Below are 15,578 nucleotides of genomic sequence, written 5' to 3'. Positions count from 1 at the left end.
TTTCAGAAGTAGCCCGCCATAAGGAGACAATAGAGCTAAAAGAGAGAATGGAGTCTTTTAACATGCTTGGAGCAATCAACATATTTTTGGCGAGATGGATGCCTATTTTAACGCCGCTCAGTGTCCTTACTGGTGTCCTTTTAGCTGACTACATACATTCATGGGTAAAGATCGTCCCATGGGTATTTGCATTTATGACATTAACTGGAAGTTTAAATTCGAATTTCCGTATGTTTCACCATACGATGACCCATCCATTTCCTATCTTTTTAGCATTGATGATTCTTCATCTTATTACGCCGGTTTTTGCCTGGACAGTCGGTCACTTTATGTTTCCTGATGATCCACTGACGGTGACCGGATTTACGCTCGCACTGGTCATTCCGACCGGTATTACAAGTGTGATGTGGGTGACGATGTATAAAGGGAGCGTGCCACTTGCACTTGTCATCATTTTAATTGATACGATGCTTTCGCCGCTCGTCGTTCCGTTCAGCATGTCTGTTCTCGCAGGAAGTAAAGTAGAAATGGATGTAATGGCCATGGTCAGTGGATTGTTTTGGATGATTGTGCTTCCGTCGCTGCTCGGCATGATGATGAATGAGTGGCTGAAAGCAGAAAAAGCAAGCCGGATCAGTCAAGCACTGTCCCCATTTTCAAAGCTGTCACTCCCTATTGTTATTGCGATTAACAGTGCAGTTGTAGCTCCGTATTTGCGTGACATTGACGCAAAGTTTATTCAGATTTTACTGGCGATTTTTTTCGTCGTGTTATGCGGTTATTTGCTTTCATGGGGGCTCGCTGCTGCGTTCAGGCAGCCAAGAGAGAATATTGTGACGCTCCTGTACACAGGCGGAATGCGGAATATTAGTGCGGGGGCGGTTATTGCTGTCAACTTTTTCCCGCCGCAGGCAGCGGTTCCGGTCGTTGTGTGCATGCTGTTTCAGCAGCTGCTGGCCGCATTTCATGGATTCCTGCTGACCAAAGCATATCCACGGGAGGCACGGGCATGAAAAAACGCCTATCCAATTCGGATGGGCGTTTTTTATTTCTTTTTATTCTCCTGCCGGTCCCGGTGAGCGGCTACTAAATTTTCGGCATCGCCCTTCATAAGAAAAAATGAAATCACACCAGAAAAAACAGCAGCGCCAGCGGAAATAAGCAAGCGGATGTCACGTTCAATCATCGCATAGTCTTTATTCAACATCCACGTTGCGATTGAAAACACAATCACCATGATCGGGATGACGAAAACAAATCGCTTTATCATTCTAATAGTCCTTTCACAATCGTTTTTTTTAGTTTAGCACAGTTTTTTAATGAATCCAGGCAGATCATTTTTCATCTTTGTGAAAACGATAGAACGGATAAATATTTCGGATTACGAAGGTTTTTGGTATACTGGTACAGCAGATCAAACAGAAATTAGGTATAAAAATGAATGAAAAAAGAGAAACCGCGTTTTGGTCGATCATTTTTGCAGTTTTTTTCGGGAATTTTTTAGCCGTCATGAATACGTCTACTGTAAATGTAGCGGTTCCGGCGTTTATGAAGGAATTTGAGGCAGACTTGCCGGCTGCACAGTGGACAGTAACGGGATTTATGCTGGCGGCGGGAGCGGTGGCACCAGCGGCGGGATGGTTTGGCGCACGTTTTGGTTTTAAGCGTGTTTATATATCGGCACTGATTGGCTTTTTTGTTTGCTCGTTCATTAGTGTATTTGCGTGGAGTATCGAAAGCTTAATTATGCTGCGTATTTTGCAAGGGCTGTTCAGTGGCATGATTATGCCGTCGACAATGACGATTGTGTATAAAACAATTGAGCGTGAAAAACAGGCTTATGGTATCAGCCTTTGGAGTTTGTCAGCGGTGCTGGCTCCGGCTCTTGGTCCCGTTTTAGCCGGCTTTTTTATTGATACTGCAGGATGGCCGGCCTTGTTTTATTTAAATCTGCCGATTGCAGCGGCTGCGATTTGGGCGGCGGCTGTGTTTATTCCAGGTACTGATGCGGGTGCAAAAATACCGTTTGACCTGCCGGGATTAATTTTGTCATTCATCGGCAGTATTTTGCTGCTGACCGCTTTTGCTGAAGCGGAATCATGGGGATTTACAGATGCCAAAACGCTTGCAGTAGCAGGTGTGGCACTGATTTTATTATTTTTATTTGTCCGCAGGGAAATGCAAGTTCAATTTCCGCTGTTAAATTTCGAAGTGCTGTCGCATCGTCGTTACGCTTTCAGCCTGCTGCTAAGTTCCGTTATGTCGGTTGGATTGTATGCCGGCGCTTTTTTAGTGCCAATTTTCCTGCAAAGCTCCCTTGGCCTCGGGGCGCTTGAAACTGGCTTGATTATGATGCCGGGTGCGCTTGTGATGGCGCTTTTTACACCGGTAACCGGCAAATTGTACGATAAAACAGGCCCTGCGCCGCTTATTTTAGCCGGCTTAACTGTTATGATAGCAGGGACATATATGATGGGGAATTTAAGCATTGAAACAACGATGCTCTACGTTATTATTTGGACATCGGTCCGCTACCTCGGGATTGCACTTTGCAACATGCCAATTACAAACGCCGGCATGTCAGCGATTCCGGTAGAAATGACCGGCTATGCATCGGCGCTGAACAACTGGGCGCGCCAGTCGATTGCTTCATTATCGATCGCGTTGTTTTCTGCACTGCTTGCGTTTCGTTCGTCTATTTATGCCAGACAGGGAGAAGATGCTCATGCTTCATCCGCAATTGCAGCGGGTGATGTATTTTTATATTCTCTTCTTCCGCTTGTTGTAGCCTTACCGCTTGCAGGTTTGCTTAAAGAAAAAAAGCGCACAGTGAATAAAGAATAAATTAACCATAAGAGAAGGGCCGCTTCCATTTTATATGATGATGTTTCTTTTGCTCATTTGCAGTCAGACAGGGCCTTATTTTTACATGGAGGGGGCATCCGGCACAAGTAGTGTCTGACGGTTTTGTCGCTTCAGCCATTCTGCTGTATATCTATTTGTTTATATCGTTTAAGAAGAAATTAAGTTTCTATAAATAAAAATCGCGGCCACTCAGGACCGCAATTTCTGTTACTGAAAGAAGTGATAATACACTTTCTTACTTTCTTCAATTGAGGATACGCCTTGAATAAATACACGTCCGTCTCTAAAAGCAGTTACAGTATACAGTGCATGCTGAAAAGACAGCAAAAAACCGTTTTGATGGGTGATGGACGCCGTATGCTTAATATGGTCAGCCAGCTCATCCAGGTTTCGTTTCGTAACGCCGGCTGGCCGAATTTGCACAGTATCCCGGCCGCATAAAACGGCAAATTTAGTTGTCCGCTCATACGATAAAAATGGATAAACCGGATGTGCCCCGCAGGAAGGGCAGTCTGGTTTTTTCATACGCTGAACGTCAACGGAAGAAAATTGATTTTTCCATAAATCAAACGAAAAAATGGTTCCGCGAAGTGCATCTATACTGCCTGTCAGCCATTTTAATGCTTCAGCGGTCTGGGCAGATGCGGTCATTTGGACGGCGGGTGAAATAATACCGGCTGTATCGCACGTTGCACCTGTTCCCGGCATTGTGTCCATTAAACAGTGCAGACAAGGTGTGTCACCCGGCACAATAAGCATCGACAAGCCGCCGGATGCAACACATGCGCCATATACCCAGGGAACATGATATTTTTGCGCAGCATCGTTCACGATGAATCGAATATCGAAATTATCTGTACCATCGATAATGAAATCAATTTTTTCTTCTATTATAATATGTTCTAAAAAAGCGGCATCGACGTCTTGTGTAAAAGCAGAAATAATGACATTTGAATTGATCGCTGTCAGTCTTTTACGCGCTGCTTCTGCTTTTGGCATTCGGCCAATGGCATCCTGCTCTGTATACAAGTTTTGCCGCTGCAAATTGGAAAAATCAACGTAATCACGGTCAACAATCGCAACCCGGCCAACACCGGCACGGACGATCATTTCCGCATTCGCCGCACCGAGCGCGCCGGCACCAATAATGAGAACATTTTTTTTCTGCAAGGCGGCCTGTCCGCTTCGGCCAATACCGGGGAACAGAACTTGTCGTGAATACCGTTCTGTCAAAGCAAGCTCATTCCTTCGAGTGGGCTTGACGCATTCGCATGAAGCTTTTTCGGGATACGTCCGGCTTCAAAGCCGCCATGACCGGCAAGTACCGCATACTTCATCGCTTCAGCCATTTTTACCGGATCATTTGCGCCGGAAACAGCTGTATTCAATAGAACGCCATCCGCACCGAGTTCCATTGCTTTCGCAGCGTCAGATGGCACACCGATTCCGGCATCAACGATAACCGGTACATTCGACTGTTCAATGATGTAATGGATATTCAGCGGATTGACAATGCCAAGCCCGGTGCCGATTGGTGATGCGCCCGGCATAATTGCATGACAGCCGAGATCCTCAAGCCGTTTTGCCAGCAGAACGTCATCGGACGTGTACGGCAGCACAATAAACCCTTCTTCAAGCAGCATTTCAGATGCTTTTAACGTCTCAATCGGGTCGGGCAGCAGCGTTTTATCGCAGCCGATCACTTCCACTTTAATCATGTCACATAAACCGGATGCTTTAGCAAGCTTAGCAATTCGGACCGCTTCTTCTGCTGTCTTAGCACCCGCTGTATTCGGCAGCAGTGTATATTTTTTTACATCAATTTTTTCTAAAAAATTGGGCTGATTCGGCTCGAAAATATTCATCCGGCGCACCGCAAACGTTAAAATTTCTGTTTGGGATGCTTCAACCGCAGCTTTTTGTGTATCAAAGTCGGGGAATTTCCCTGTTCCGAGCAATAAACGTGAGTTAAACGAGTAAGGTCCAATCTTCAGCATATTATCCGCCTCCTACAAATTGTACAATTTCCACACGGTCGCCGTTCGTCAGCTTTTTGTTATCCCGCGTCGCTTTATCTAAAATCGATTGGTTTAATTCTACAATGGCAAGCTCTTTATTCAACTGAAAATGGTCCAGCAGGTCGCGGACTGTCACGACGTTTTCCGGAAGAGTTACTTCTCGTCCATTTACAATCATATTCATACAGGTGATGCCTCCTTTTTAGTTAAAAAACGGGCCGGTGAAAAGGGTGCAAGACGCTCCGCTGTTTTTGGGCATCCGCTTAAATACTTCTCCATCAAGACACCGGTAATAGGACTGAGCAAAATGCCGTTCCGGTAATGTCCGGTGCATAAGTAAAGACCGTCGATAAAAGGATGGGAGCCGATCACAGGAAGGTGGTCCGCTGCCAAGGGACGCACACCAGACCAGGTCCGTTCAATCGTGCCCGTGTCTAAAATCGGCAAAAGACATGCGGCCCGGTTCAACAAAGACCGGATGCCGCCAGCTGTGACAGACGGATCAAACGAGTCGGGTGTTGAGGTGGCCCCGATCAGCATTTCGTTGTTTCGTTTCGGTACGATATAGCAGCCGTCGACGGCAAATACCGTTTTCACGGGCGCAGGGTTTGTTAATTTAACGGAAATGCATTCTCCTTTAACAGGAGTGACTGGTGGTGCAAATCCGGTTTCAGTCAAAAGCGAAGAACTCCATGCGCCGGCAGCATTGATGATCCGCCCGGCATAAAAAGACCCCGTCCTCGTCTCCACCCCATAGGCTTGTCCATTTTGTATAAGCAGGCTGTGGACAGGCATTTGTTCATACACATGAACACCGGCATTGACGGCTGCCTTTAAAAAAGCGCGGGCGAGCAGCGGTGCTTTTACTTGATTGTCTTTTTCTAAATAAATCGCACCAGCTGTATTGGCGGTCATTTGCGGTTCGGCGACTGGCACATCATATGGCTCCAGCCATGTGACAGACGAATCTTTTTTAGATAAAAATTGGTATTGATCCAAAAGAGAGGATCGGTCTTCTTCAGATGCGGCTACTTTCAGCAGGCCGGCTGTTCGGAGTTCGATGTCAATACCGGACTCTTCCAATAATTCGCCACGTATATCTTCGAACATTTCCCGGCTTTGGAGAGCAATATCCATCAGCGGGTTTTCACGCTCGAATTCATTTTGTGCACCGAGCATGCCACCAGCAGCCAAAGATGCTTTGCCGGCAAAGTTTGAATCAAATAGTGCAACGGTGCAGCCGGACTTTGCTAATCGAAAAGCGGTTGAACAGCCAATAACGCCGCCGCCAACAATGATATATTCATATTTTTTCATGATGGATTCACACCTTTCAGTTAAAAAAAGCCGATATCATAGCAGCACCGGAAGCCCCTGCCTGTCGAACAGCCGTCATGTTTCCATGGTGAATGCCGCCAATTGCAATCACGGGAACGGAAACGGCAGCGGCGGCTTCATGAAGTGCATCAAGTCCGCGCTCTTTAAGTCCCGTTTTGGACTTCGTCGCAAACACATGACCGAAATAAAGGTAATCTGCACCATCCGCTTCTGCTTTTTGAGCGGAACTGACAGAATGAACAGACCGGCCAGCAAGCTTATCCGGATGTGCATGCTTAAATGCGGACAGGCGCTCATCGAATTCAGTAAAATGGACTCCTAAAACCGGGAAGAAATCAGCCAGTTCGGGTGATGAGTGAAGAATCAGTTTTTCAGGCGGAACTCCATGATTCATGAGTCTAATAACTTTGATGGAGAATTCTTTAGCTGATAGTTGTTTTTCACGAATACAAACAGCGTCAACAACGGGAGAAATGGAAATAATCTTTTTTTCAATATGATCAGGAAGGCCAGAGCCGTCTGTCACAGCGTGAATCATGAACATTACCTCCAAATTAGACAAAATAAAAAGCGCTGCTTTCCAAATAAGGGAAGCAGCGCTGTATGAACAGGTTAAAAAAATAAAGGTCTCGCCACTTTCCTACGCCAGTATGAACTGGATCAGGTTCCAGGAATCCCAAAGTCAATCACTTTGATCTCAGCCTTTTTAAAAGGCACCTCCAGTGGATGAATATTCAGTTTTTTTAAGCCTATCATAAAAAAATTCCATTGTCACGGCTATTTCTTTTTCAAGAACAAGACAAAATGACAGAATTATTTTTTTTGAAAGAAAATAGTCTATTTTTCCCCGAATGGAGGTGTACTGCTTATGCATAAAAACGGCCATCAGTAGATTTAAAGCCTTTTTTTTACAGTAAACCCCTTGCAGCAAAAGAAGCGATTCTTCTTTATGAAAAAACGTTGCGTGCCGACTGAAAATAATTGTCACTTTTTCTTGTAACTATTTGTCGTAAAGTATGTTTCATAAAATACGTCTGCGGGGAATAGAATAAATGTAACAAGAAAAAAGGGGAAGAACACCATGCATTTAACAGAACATGAACAAATGATTTGGATTGAAAAGCTTATGGCACAGGGGATTTTTAAGTATGGCGAACGCCAGCTTTATGAATTGTCAATGGAAGAATTAATATATTTAAGTGATAAAGTGGAACAATAAATAACCATAAAAACGCTCAAGCGCGATCCATCGCGCTTGAGCGTTTTTGTTTTTTTATTACGCAGTAAATACCTGGCCGGTGGTGCTCTGCATAGAAAATGAGTGGAAGGGTGATAGTAAGAAGCAAGAGAATTAAACTGATAACACCAATCCAATGAAGGTGTGCCCAAAACCAGCCACCGAACGAGCCGACGACGCTTGAACCGAGGTAGTAAAGAAATAAATAGATGGAGGAAGCCTGTGTTTTATTGAAGCTGGCGTAATCACCCACCCACTTGCTTGCAATGGAATGTGCGGCGAAAAAACCGAATGTAAATACCGCAATTCCAATGATTTTTATGAAAAGCAGCGGAAGCAGGGTCAGCACCGCCCCAGCAGCCATAATACCGATCGACCATTTCAGCATAAGCGGGTTGCCATATGTGTCGGCTTTTTTCCCCATATATATTGCGCTGAACGTCCCTGTTAAAAAAACGATAAAAATAAACCCGATTAGCGTTTGAGTGAGCGAGTAAGGAGGCTCGCTTAAAAGAAAACCGATGTAGTTATAGAGTGTCACAAAGCTGCCCATCAATAAAAAGCCTAACAAAACAATAGCTAAGAGCGGCCGATTGTAAAAATGAATTCGGTATGTCATGATCATTTCCTTAAAAGAATGTTGTTTTTTAATGGAATGACGAGGCTCGGGCAGTGTAAATAAAAAAGCGATGCTCGCAGCAAGAGCTGTAAAGCCGATCAGAATAAGTGCTACACGCCAATTAAACACGTCAGTCAATAACCCGGTTAATACACGGCCAGACATACCACCGATCGTTGTGCCGCTAATGTACAGCCCCATTGCCGAGCCGATCGCTTTTGGATTAAATTCCTCGGATACGTAAGCCATCGCAATCGCAGGTACCCCCGCTAGAAATATACCAAGCAGCGCACGAAAAGCAAGTAATGTCCAAAACGTTGGACTGAGTGCTGTTAAAATACCAATAATAGAAGCGGCAAACATCGAAATCGCCATCAATTTCTTTTTTCCGAATGCATCAGATAAAGTTCCGGCTACAATCATGGCAATGGATAGTATGCCTGTGGATAAGGAAAGTGCCAGACTCGCGGCTGAGGCAGATACGCCGAATTGCTCTGAAAAAAGCGGCATAAGCGGCTGTGTCGTATACAACGTAGCAAACGTGACAAAGCCACCCAAGAAAAGAGCGAAACTGGCTTTTTTTTGTTCAGATGTTCCTTTTTCAATAAATGACATTTTCAGCCTTCTTTCTTCACTATGCATACATTCACTATACGCTTTGAAAAATGATAATTCCAATTTATAATTAACATAATAATCATGCGTTTATGTTATGGGGGAGATCGGATGGAATGGCATCAAATTGAAAATACAGTGGCGGTCGCCCAAACCCGAAATTTTACGAAAGCGGCGAAAAAACAGGCGGTGTCGCAGCCCGCACTGAGCCGGTCTATTATCAAATTAGAAGAAGAGCTTGAGACGTCTCTTTTTATACGCGGTAAAAAAGACATTCGGCTGACACCAGCGGGAGTGGTATTTGTTGAAAAAGCAAAGCAGATTCTTCAGCTGATGAAAGAAGCGAAAGAAGAAGTTCAAGAAATCGCATCACCTAATAAAGGAAATGTCTCCATTGCGTTTTTGCCGACATTCGGACCGCACGTGCTGCCAAATTTGATCGCGGAATACAAACGAAGATTTCCGAATGTCTCCTTTGGGCTGTCACAGGGAGCTGGAGAAGTGAATATGAAAAAAGTGCAGGAAGGACAGGTGGATTTATGCATCACAGCGCCCCCTTATAACCGAGCGGATATTGAATGGACAATCGTCCGGGAAGAGCAGTTGTATATCACCGTGCCTACGCAGCATCCGTTTGCTGGCTGCAAAAACATTTCGTTTCGCGAAGCCGCGGCGGAGCCGTTTATTTCTTTTAAAAAAGGGTTCGGTCTCCGGTTTATGTTCGATGAGATGTGTGAAGAAATGAGTCTGGACCCTGACATTACATTTGAAGGAGAAGAAGTATCGACTATTGCCGGATTTGTCGCAGCCGGGCTTGGGATTTCCGTGTTGCCGAAAAAACCGGAGATTGCGCACGATCCGCTCGTTTTTATTGAAATTAATGATTATCGGCTCATTCGAAAAGTAGCCATCGGTGTGAAAAAACAAGTGCCGTTATCACCTGCTGCCCGCCAATTTAAAGCGTTTGCGGAAAATTTTCTTCAACAAAATGATGAATTGCACGTATGAAAACTGGAAAGACGGGGTAATAAGATGAAATAGAATGAAACGTATATGGAGGGGTTTATTGGTGAATCACGCACTCTGGATCGGGAGCTATGCAAAAAAGGAAGAACCGGGTATTTATGAGGTACTTGTTGACACTGAAGCCGAAACATTAACAGTGAAAAGTCGCTTCAGCGGCGTAGAAAATCCCTCTTTTTTAGCGGAAGCGGACGGTTATTTGTACGCGGCTTCTGAATCGATGGACGGAAAAGGGGCTCTTTTACGTATTGAGTCTGATAATCTTGTCTTAAAAGGAACGGCTGATTCAGGGGAAATGGCTCCATGTCATATTTGGGCGGAAGATACATATGCGTGGACAGCGAATTACGGAGGATCTGTGACCAAGTATGAGCGGAAAGGCGAAACACTCGAAAAAACCGCTTTTTCAAAACATGAAGGGAAGAACGGCCCAAATGAAAAGAGGCAGGATGCGCCGCATGTTCATTCTGTCAACCCTTTTCCAGATGGACGGCATTTGCTTGTTTGCGATTTAGGAACGGATACACTGGCTGTATACGATAAACACACATTGGAGATTGTAAAAAAGGTAAGCGCAGCACCCGGATCCGGACCCCGAATGTCTCTTTTTCATCCGAAGCAGCCTATTGTGTATGTGATGAATGAACTTGATTCCACTGTCTCGGTTTACAAGGTGGGAGAGGGTGGAACTATTACACATTTGGATACACTCGCTGGACTGCCGGCCGGCTACAGCGGCGAACATACAGGGGCTGATTTGCAGCTCAGCCCCGATCAGCAGTTTTTGTACGCAACAATACGCGGATGGGACGGCTTAGCGGTTTTTGATACTGACCCGAACGGCAGTCTCTCCACGCCACGTCACGTAAAATTGGACGGAAAGACACCGCGCAGTTTTTATGCCTTAACAAACAAGCCCTTTTTAGTCATCGCTTTTCAAGACTCAAATGAACTTTGTTTATATAAAACAGAACAGAACGGACTGCCTGTTTTTACAGGTCAGAGGGTGTCGATAACAGCACCAGTTTGTGTGATTAAGAAAGGAGAGAATTAATATGAATACATCACTGAAAGGGAAAACAGCTCTTATTACAGGCGGAGGGTCAGGAATTGGCCGGGCAGCCGTTATTAAAATGGCCGAAGCGGGAGCGAACGTTATTTTATTAGATCGGAGTCCCGAAGATTCTAATGACCTTGTCCAGAAGATTGGTGAAGAACACGCATTGCATGTAACAGCGGATGTTTCAGACGCTGAACAAATGAAAAAAGCGATTCAAGAAGGGGCTTCGAAGTTCGGAGGTATTGATATCGTCTTTGCGAACGCCGGGCAAAACGGCACATTCACACCGCTTGAACATTTGGACCCGGAAGACTGGAACTCGGTCATGATGACGAACTTAACAGGCACCTTTTTAACATTAAAATATTCGATTCCTTATTTGAAAAAACAGGGCGGCAGTGTTATTATCACATCTTCTATTAATGGGACGCGCACATTTAAAAACTTTGGTTTCTCCGCGTATGCGACAACAAAAGCCGGTCAGGTCGGCCTTGGCAAAATGGCTGCAGTAGAGCTGGCTCAGTTTAAAATCCGGGTAAATGTTGTCTGCCCGGGTGCAATTGAAACAAATATTGATGACAGTACGAACAGGGAAGAAGAAAAGCTAAAAGAAATTACTATTCCGATTCAGTATCCGGAAGGCAATCAGCCGCTTGCCGGGGGTTCTGGCCAGCCGGAGCAGGTTGCAGATCTTGTTCATTACTTAGCCAGTGAAGCGGCCAGCCATGTAACCGGCTCTGTTGTCTATGTAGACGGAATTGAATCGCTTTTATAAGCGGCGAGTGGACATAAAATGGGCTGAATGGACGTAACGAATAATGAGTAGAAACAAACTTAATTAAATGAGCATAAAAGGCAGAGACCCGAATGATTGTGGCCTCTGTTTTTTTTATGGTCTAATTTCCTAAATAAGGGAATTTTTCGAAACTTTTTCAGCCTATCTCCGTATAGAAAAGTAGGATTTTAAAAAAAGGGGAGAAAAATTCACATGAAAAAATGGGCGCAGCTAACAGCGACAGGGGTATTGGCCTTGGGGCTTGCCGCATGCGGGCAGACAGCAGAACCGACATCTGAGACAACGGAAGATGAGTATTGAAAAAGTGGACTATACGATTAACATTGATAAAGAAACATTTGAAACCACCACCGTTGATATGATCATGGACACGACGATGGAAATGGAAGGCGAAACGATGCAAATAAATCAAGTTATGAACGCCGATTACAGCAACTACAATGACGTTGAAACCATCACGGTGCCGGAAGACATTGTAAATAGTGCTCAGGAAATGCAGATGTAGTAAAACAGCCCTCGTGTAAACCAGGGTTTCAGAGTGCAGACAAATTAAATTTTTTCCGGAATATCCCCTTTCTTCTTTTCATATGAGCTGTTTTGCTGGGAGCCGAAAAGGCGGCGGGCGCGCGGCTTCGCTTTCCATGGGGCAGGCGCTGAGTCCCATAAGAGTACCCACCACCTGTGTGTTTAAACGAGCCAGCCTAAGTGGGTTCATGTAAACATCCTTATGCTCGCGCTTGTCAAACCACTTGGTGAAGCCTGCCGGATGCGGGAACAGCGGATAGAGCGTGATCCCGCAGACGCGAAGCGGCGAGGAAGCACGCCGTCCGCCCGTGGAAAGCGAAGTCCGGCTGGCTTCACCTATCGGCTCTATTCAAAAAAGCTGACGACTTTGTCGACAGCCTGCAGCCCTCGTGTAAACGAGGTTTTTTTGATGCCATTAAGGGAAAAATGAGTAAAAAAGAAAGAAGAGATTTTATGAGAATTCCGGAAGAGCTTGCAGAGATAGGCAAAAAAAGAATTGAACCATACCCGGTGGAAGGGTTTGTATACGGAAGCGGGCCAAAGCATCCAAAGCTAATGCTTGTTGGTGAAGCGCCCGGTGAAACAGAAATCGGCAATGGCATACCCTTTAGCGGACGGGCAGGAAAAGAATTAATGAAGTTTTTAGAAATGGCCGGTGTGAAGAGGGAAGATGTGTATATTACAAGTGCCGTCCGAAGCCGCCCTTACAAATGGGGAGAAAAAAATGGACCGGATGGCACGAAAGTAAAACGAAAGTACAATCGGGTACCGACGAGTGGTGAGATTTTGGCGCACGCCCCGCTGCTTGATTATGAAATCAAGCATGTTCATGCGCCGATTATTGTAACGCTCGGCAATATCGGCTTAAAGCGGCTCGCCGGAAAAGAGAAAAAAGTATCCGATCTTCACGGCGAGCTAATAGTGCAGCCAGTGATGAGGTTAAAGGGTGACCAGTACGAATGGACAGAAAAGCAATATCGTCTTTTTCCGACTTTTCATCCAGCTTCGATTTTTTATAACCGCAGCCTGCTTGAGCTTATTCATGCAGATATGGAAAAGCTACGCGAGTTATGCCGGAATTTTCCGGTGAATGATCAAGCCGATCAAGACAAAAATCATTAACGATGAAAGAGCAGCCCGGCTGGCAATGTCTCCGTAATCGGCAAGCAGCAGTGTAATTGTTCCGTACATGAGCGGCCCGACAATGGCGGATAATTTTCCTGAAAAAGCAAACAAGCCGAAAAACTGGCCGCGCTTATTTTCAGGAGATAATTCAATAATAAAAATACGCGAGGTGACCCACACAGCACCGAGAGAGATGCCAAACAAGCTGCCGGTTACCCAAAACATCGGCCGCTTCACCGCGAATGTACCGATCAGCAGTGCAACAAATAAAATGAGCCCGACATAAAATACCGCTTTTTTTGCACCAAATGCCTGTGTAACATAGCCGAAAATAAAGGAACCGACAATACTTGAAACAGTTGAAACGAGATAGAGTAAAATAAATTCACCTGACGTGAAGCCGACGATTGCTTTTGCGTAAACGGCCATCATTGCGATAGCAGTCGCAATAGCATCATTGATAAAAAAGTATACAATCATAAACAAAAAGATCGGCCGGTATTGCCTCATATCTTTGAATGTTTCCCAGACATCGCGGTAACCGGTGAAAAATGTTCTTTTTTCCTGAATGGGGCCTGCTGTTTCTTTGTATAAAAATAACATGGGCAGTGTGAAAATAAGAAACAAAAAGGCTGTTGGCAAAAAGGCCTTTGCAAAACTGCCGTCACCAATGAACACATACACTGTCAATCCGACAAGTGTCCCCATATACCCGACCGCAACGCCGAAGCCTGACAGTACCGGCATCGTTTCTTTCGTGCCGATATCCGGGAGCATCGCATCGTAAAAAATTAAACTGGACTGGTAAAAAAACTTGGCGGCGACAAAAAGAATCACAACGAAAGTAAAGGATGCCGGCAATCCGCCAAATTGACCGAGATTTTGCGGCGCAATTAAACCCATCAATGCGGTGAACACAATCGCTGCCATAGCGAAAGACATCACGTACCGCTTTTTACGTCCGCTCCGGTCAATCCATACACCGAATAACGGTGAAAATACAACGAGGAAAAAGCTTGAAACCGCATTGGCATACGATAAAAACGTGCTGGCGATTTGGTCCATCCGCTCGCTGCCGCCTGCTATCTCCTGCACGTAAAAGGGAAAGAAAATCGTTGTAATATTTGATGAAAAAATCGTATTAGCAAAGTCATATAAGGCCCAAGATAAAACAGGCAGCGTAAAAAATAATTTCCACCCGTGCTTTTTCTGCATAAAAACACCTCCAGCTATACTAATTCGGATTTGTCTTCTCCTGTTCCTGCCCTTTACAATAATTTAACGTTTAAACCTATTAACCTTATGGGAATTTAATATCATTTCCGTTATACTTTAATTTAAGTAAGGAAACTTTTTTCGTTTTGCGTTAAAATGAAACGGAATACTCTACATAAAGCGAGGGAAAACAAGTGGGAAAAACATTTATCTTTGGTCATAAAAATCCGGATACGGATACAATTTGCTCAGCAATCGTTTACGCGGACTTAAAAACAAAGCTTGGTTTTGATGTGGAAGCTGTTCGCCTTGGCGACGTAAACGGCGAAACAGAATTTGCGTTAAAAACATTTAACACGGAAGCACCGCGCTTAATTGAAAAAGCGGCACCGGAAGTAGAAACGGTTATTTTAGTCGATCACAATGAGCGCCAGCAAAGTGTTGATGATATTGATGACGTGCATGTTCTTGAAGTTATTGACCACCACCGTATCGCAAACTTTGAAACGACTGATCCACTTTACTATCGTGCAGAGCCGGTTGGGTGTACAACAACCATTTTAAATAAGCTGTATAAAGAACATGGTGTGGAGATCGAAAAAAACATCGCCGGCCTTATGCTGTCAGCTATTATTTCGGATTCGTTATTGTTTAAATCGCCAACATGCACAGAAGAAGATGTAAAAGCAGCGAAAGAATTAGCGGAAATCGCAGGTGTAAACACAGACGAGTATGGACTTGATATGCTTAAAGCAGGAGCGGACTTAAGCGGCAAAACAGCGGCTGAACTAATCGGCATCGATGCAAAAGTGTTCCCGATGGGCAGCAAAAAAGTCGAAATTGCACAAATTAACGCAATTGATCCGGCTGACGTGCTAGCTCTAAAAGCGGAAATCGAAGAAGCCGTAACGGAAGCAATCGTTGAAAAAACGCTTGATCTGTTCCTTGTTGTAATTACCGATATTTTAAACAGCGATTCAGTTGCTGTGGCAATTGGTGCTGAAACATCCGCTGTTGAAGAAGCATTTAACGTGAAGCTTGAAGACAACCAGGCACTTTTAAAAGGCGTCGTATCACGTAAAAAACAGATTGTTCCGATCCTTACAGAAATTTTACAGGCACGCTAAAAAAGGGACTGTCTC

At 44.7% G+C, this 15,578-nt stretch carries 17 protein-coding genes and 1 riboswitch; of the genes, 9 read left to right on the top strand and 8 right to left on the bottom strand.

Going from position 1 to position 15,578, the window contains the following annotated elements; genetic code table 11:
- Positions 1–62 precede the first annotated feature (62 nt).
- A complete protein-coding gene (locus BA724_RS02715) occupies positions 63–1,013 on the top strand; it encodes a bile acid:sodium symporter family protein (protein WP_069937152.1) in 951 nt (316 codons plus the stop codon).
- 32 nt (positions 1,014–1,045) lie between these two features.
- On the opposite strand, the gene BA724_RS02710 is transcribed toward BA724_RS02715, so the two are convergent.
- On the bottom strand, positions 1,046–1,270 hold the full coding sequence (locus tag BA724_RS02710; protein WP_069937151.1) for a hypothetical protein: 225 nt from the start codon (positions 1,268–1,270) through the stop codon (positions 1,046–1,048).
- A 167-nt stretch (positions 1,271–1,437) separates the two neighbouring features.
- On the opposite strand from BA724_RS02710, the gene BA724_RS02705 reads away from it, so the two are divergent.
- Positions 1,438–2,844 (top strand): DHA2 family efflux MFS transporter permease subunit, encoded by a 1,407-nt coding sequence (locus BA724_RS02705; protein WP_069937150.1) that lies wholly within the window; start codon positions 1,438–1,440, stop codon positions 2,842–2,844.
- Positions 2,845–3,072: 228 nt separating this feature from the next.
- Here the strand turns inward: BA724_RS02705 and BA724_RS02700 are convergent, their stop codons facing one another.
- The 5 genes from BA724_RS02700 to BA724_RS02680 are packed head-to-tail and all read right to left on the bottom strand — an operon-like array spanning position 3,073 to position 6,759.
- Positions 3,073–4,098, bottom strand: a complete 1,026-nt coding sequence (locus BA724_RS02700; protein ID WP_069937149.1) for a ThiF family adenylyltransferase — start codon at positions 4,096–4,098, stop codon at positions 3,073–3,075.
- Positions 4,095–4,862: a thiazole synthase gene (locus BA724_RS02695; RefSeq protein ID WP_069937148.1), complete on the bottom strand. Its 768-nt coding sequence runs from the start codon at positions 4,860–4,862 to the stop codon at positions 4,095–4,097. The genes BA724_RS02700 and BA724_RS02695 overlap by 4 nt, the downstream gene beginning before the upstream one ends.
- A 1-nt stretch (position 4,863) precedes the next feature.
- Complete coding sequence (gene thiS, locus BA724_RS02690) at positions 4,864–5,067, bottom strand: sulfur carrier protein ThiS (RefSeq protein WP_069937147.1); 204 nt, start codon at positions 5,065–5,067, stop codon at positions 4,864–4,866.
- Positions 5,064–6,200, bottom strand: coding sequence for a glycine oxidase ThiO (thiO, locus tag BA724_RS02685; RefSeq protein ID WP_069937146.1), 1,137 nt, complete (start codon positions 6,198–6,200; stop codon positions 5,064–5,066). Before thiO ends, thiS begins: the two co-directional genes overlap by 4 nt.
- Before the next feature lie 16 nt (positions 6,201–6,216).
- Positions 6,217–6,759 (bottom strand): thiamine phosphate synthase, encoded by a 543-nt coding sequence (locus BA724_RS02680; RefSeq protein ID WP_069937145.1) that lies wholly within the window; start codon positions 6,757–6,759, stop codon positions 6,217–6,219.
- Positions 6,760–6,841: 82 nt separating this feature from the next.
- Positions 6,842–6,952, bottom strand: a riboswitch (TPP riboswitch).
- 350 nt (positions 6,953–7,302) lie between these two features.
- Between BA724_RS02680 and BA724_RS17770 the strand changes: the two genes are divergently transcribed.
- Positions 7,303–7,440, top strand: a complete 138-nt coding sequence (locus BA724_RS17770; RefSeq protein WP_083256016.1) for a Fur-regulated basic protein FbpA — start codon at positions 7,303–7,305, stop codon at positions 7,438–7,440.
- Positions 7,441–7,456: 16 nt separating this feature from the next.
- Here the strand turns inward: BA724_RS17770 and BA724_RS02675 are convergent, their stop codons facing one another.
- Entirely contained in the window at positions 7,457–8,692 is a 1,236-nt protein-coding gene (locus BA724_RS02675; RefSeq protein ID WP_069937144.1) for an MFS transporter, read from the bottom strand.
- Positions 8,693–8,803: 111 nt separating this feature from the next.
- On the opposite strand from BA724_RS02675, the gene BA724_RS02670 reads away from it, so the two are divergent.
- The 5 genes from BA724_RS02670 to BA724_RS02645 all read left to right on the top strand — a co-directional run bounded on the left by BA724_RS02670 (position 8,804) and on the right by BA724_RS02645 (position 13,218).
- Complete coding sequence (locus BA724_RS02670; protein ID WP_069937143.1) at positions 8,804–9,700, top strand: LysR family transcriptional regulator; 897 nt, start codon at positions 8,804–8,806, stop codon at positions 9,698–9,700.
- 61 nt (positions 9,701–9,761) lie between these two features.
- Positions 9,762–10,769, top strand: coding sequence for a lactonase family protein (locus BA724_RS02665; protein WP_169818480.1), 1,008 nt, complete (start codon positions 9,762–9,764; stop codon positions 10,767–10,769).
- A 1-nt stretch (position 10,770) separates the two neighbouring features.
- Positions 10,771–11,550, top strand: coding sequence for an SDR family oxidoreductase (locus BA724_RS02660; protein ID WP_069937141.1), 780 nt, complete (start codon positions 10,771–10,773; stop codon positions 11,548–11,550).
- A 310-nt stretch (positions 11,551–11,860) separates the two neighbouring features.
- Complete coding sequence (locus BA724_RS02655; RefSeq protein ID WP_069937140.1) at positions 11,861–12,076, top strand: DUF6612 family protein; 216 nt, start codon at positions 11,861–11,863, stop codon at positions 12,074–12,076.
- A 473-nt stretch (positions 12,077–12,549) separates the two neighbouring features.
- On the top strand, positions 12,550–13,218 hold the full coding sequence (locus BA724_RS02645) for a uracil-DNA glycosylase (protein ID WP_069937182.1): 669 nt from the start codon (positions 12,550–12,552) through the stop codon (positions 13,216–13,218).
- Here BA724_RS02645 and BA724_RS02640 read toward each other — a convergent pair.
- Positions 13,165–14,436 (bottom strand): MFS transporter, encoded by a 1,272-nt coding sequence (locus BA724_RS02640; RefSeq protein WP_069937138.1) that lies wholly within the window; start codon positions 14,434–14,436, stop codon positions 13,165–13,167. The two genes, BA724_RS02645 and BA724_RS02640, sit on opposite strands and share 54 nt — an antisense overlap.
- Positions 14,437–14,630: 194 nt before the next feature.
- Between BA724_RS02640 and BA724_RS02635 the strand changes: the two genes are divergently transcribed.
- Entirely contained in the window at positions 14,631–15,563 is a 933-nt protein-coding gene (locus BA724_RS02635) for a manganese-dependent inorganic pyrophosphatase (RefSeq protein ID WP_069937137.1), read from the top strand.
- Positions 15,564–15,578: the final 15 nt, after the last annotated feature.

This window comes from Domibacillus iocasae, from assembly GCF_001750285.1.
Classification (GTDB): Bacteria; Bacillota; Bacilli; order Bacillales; family Domibacillaceae; genus Domibacillus; species Domibacillus iocasae.
This window is presented reverse-complemented; position numbering and strand designations above follow the sequence as displayed.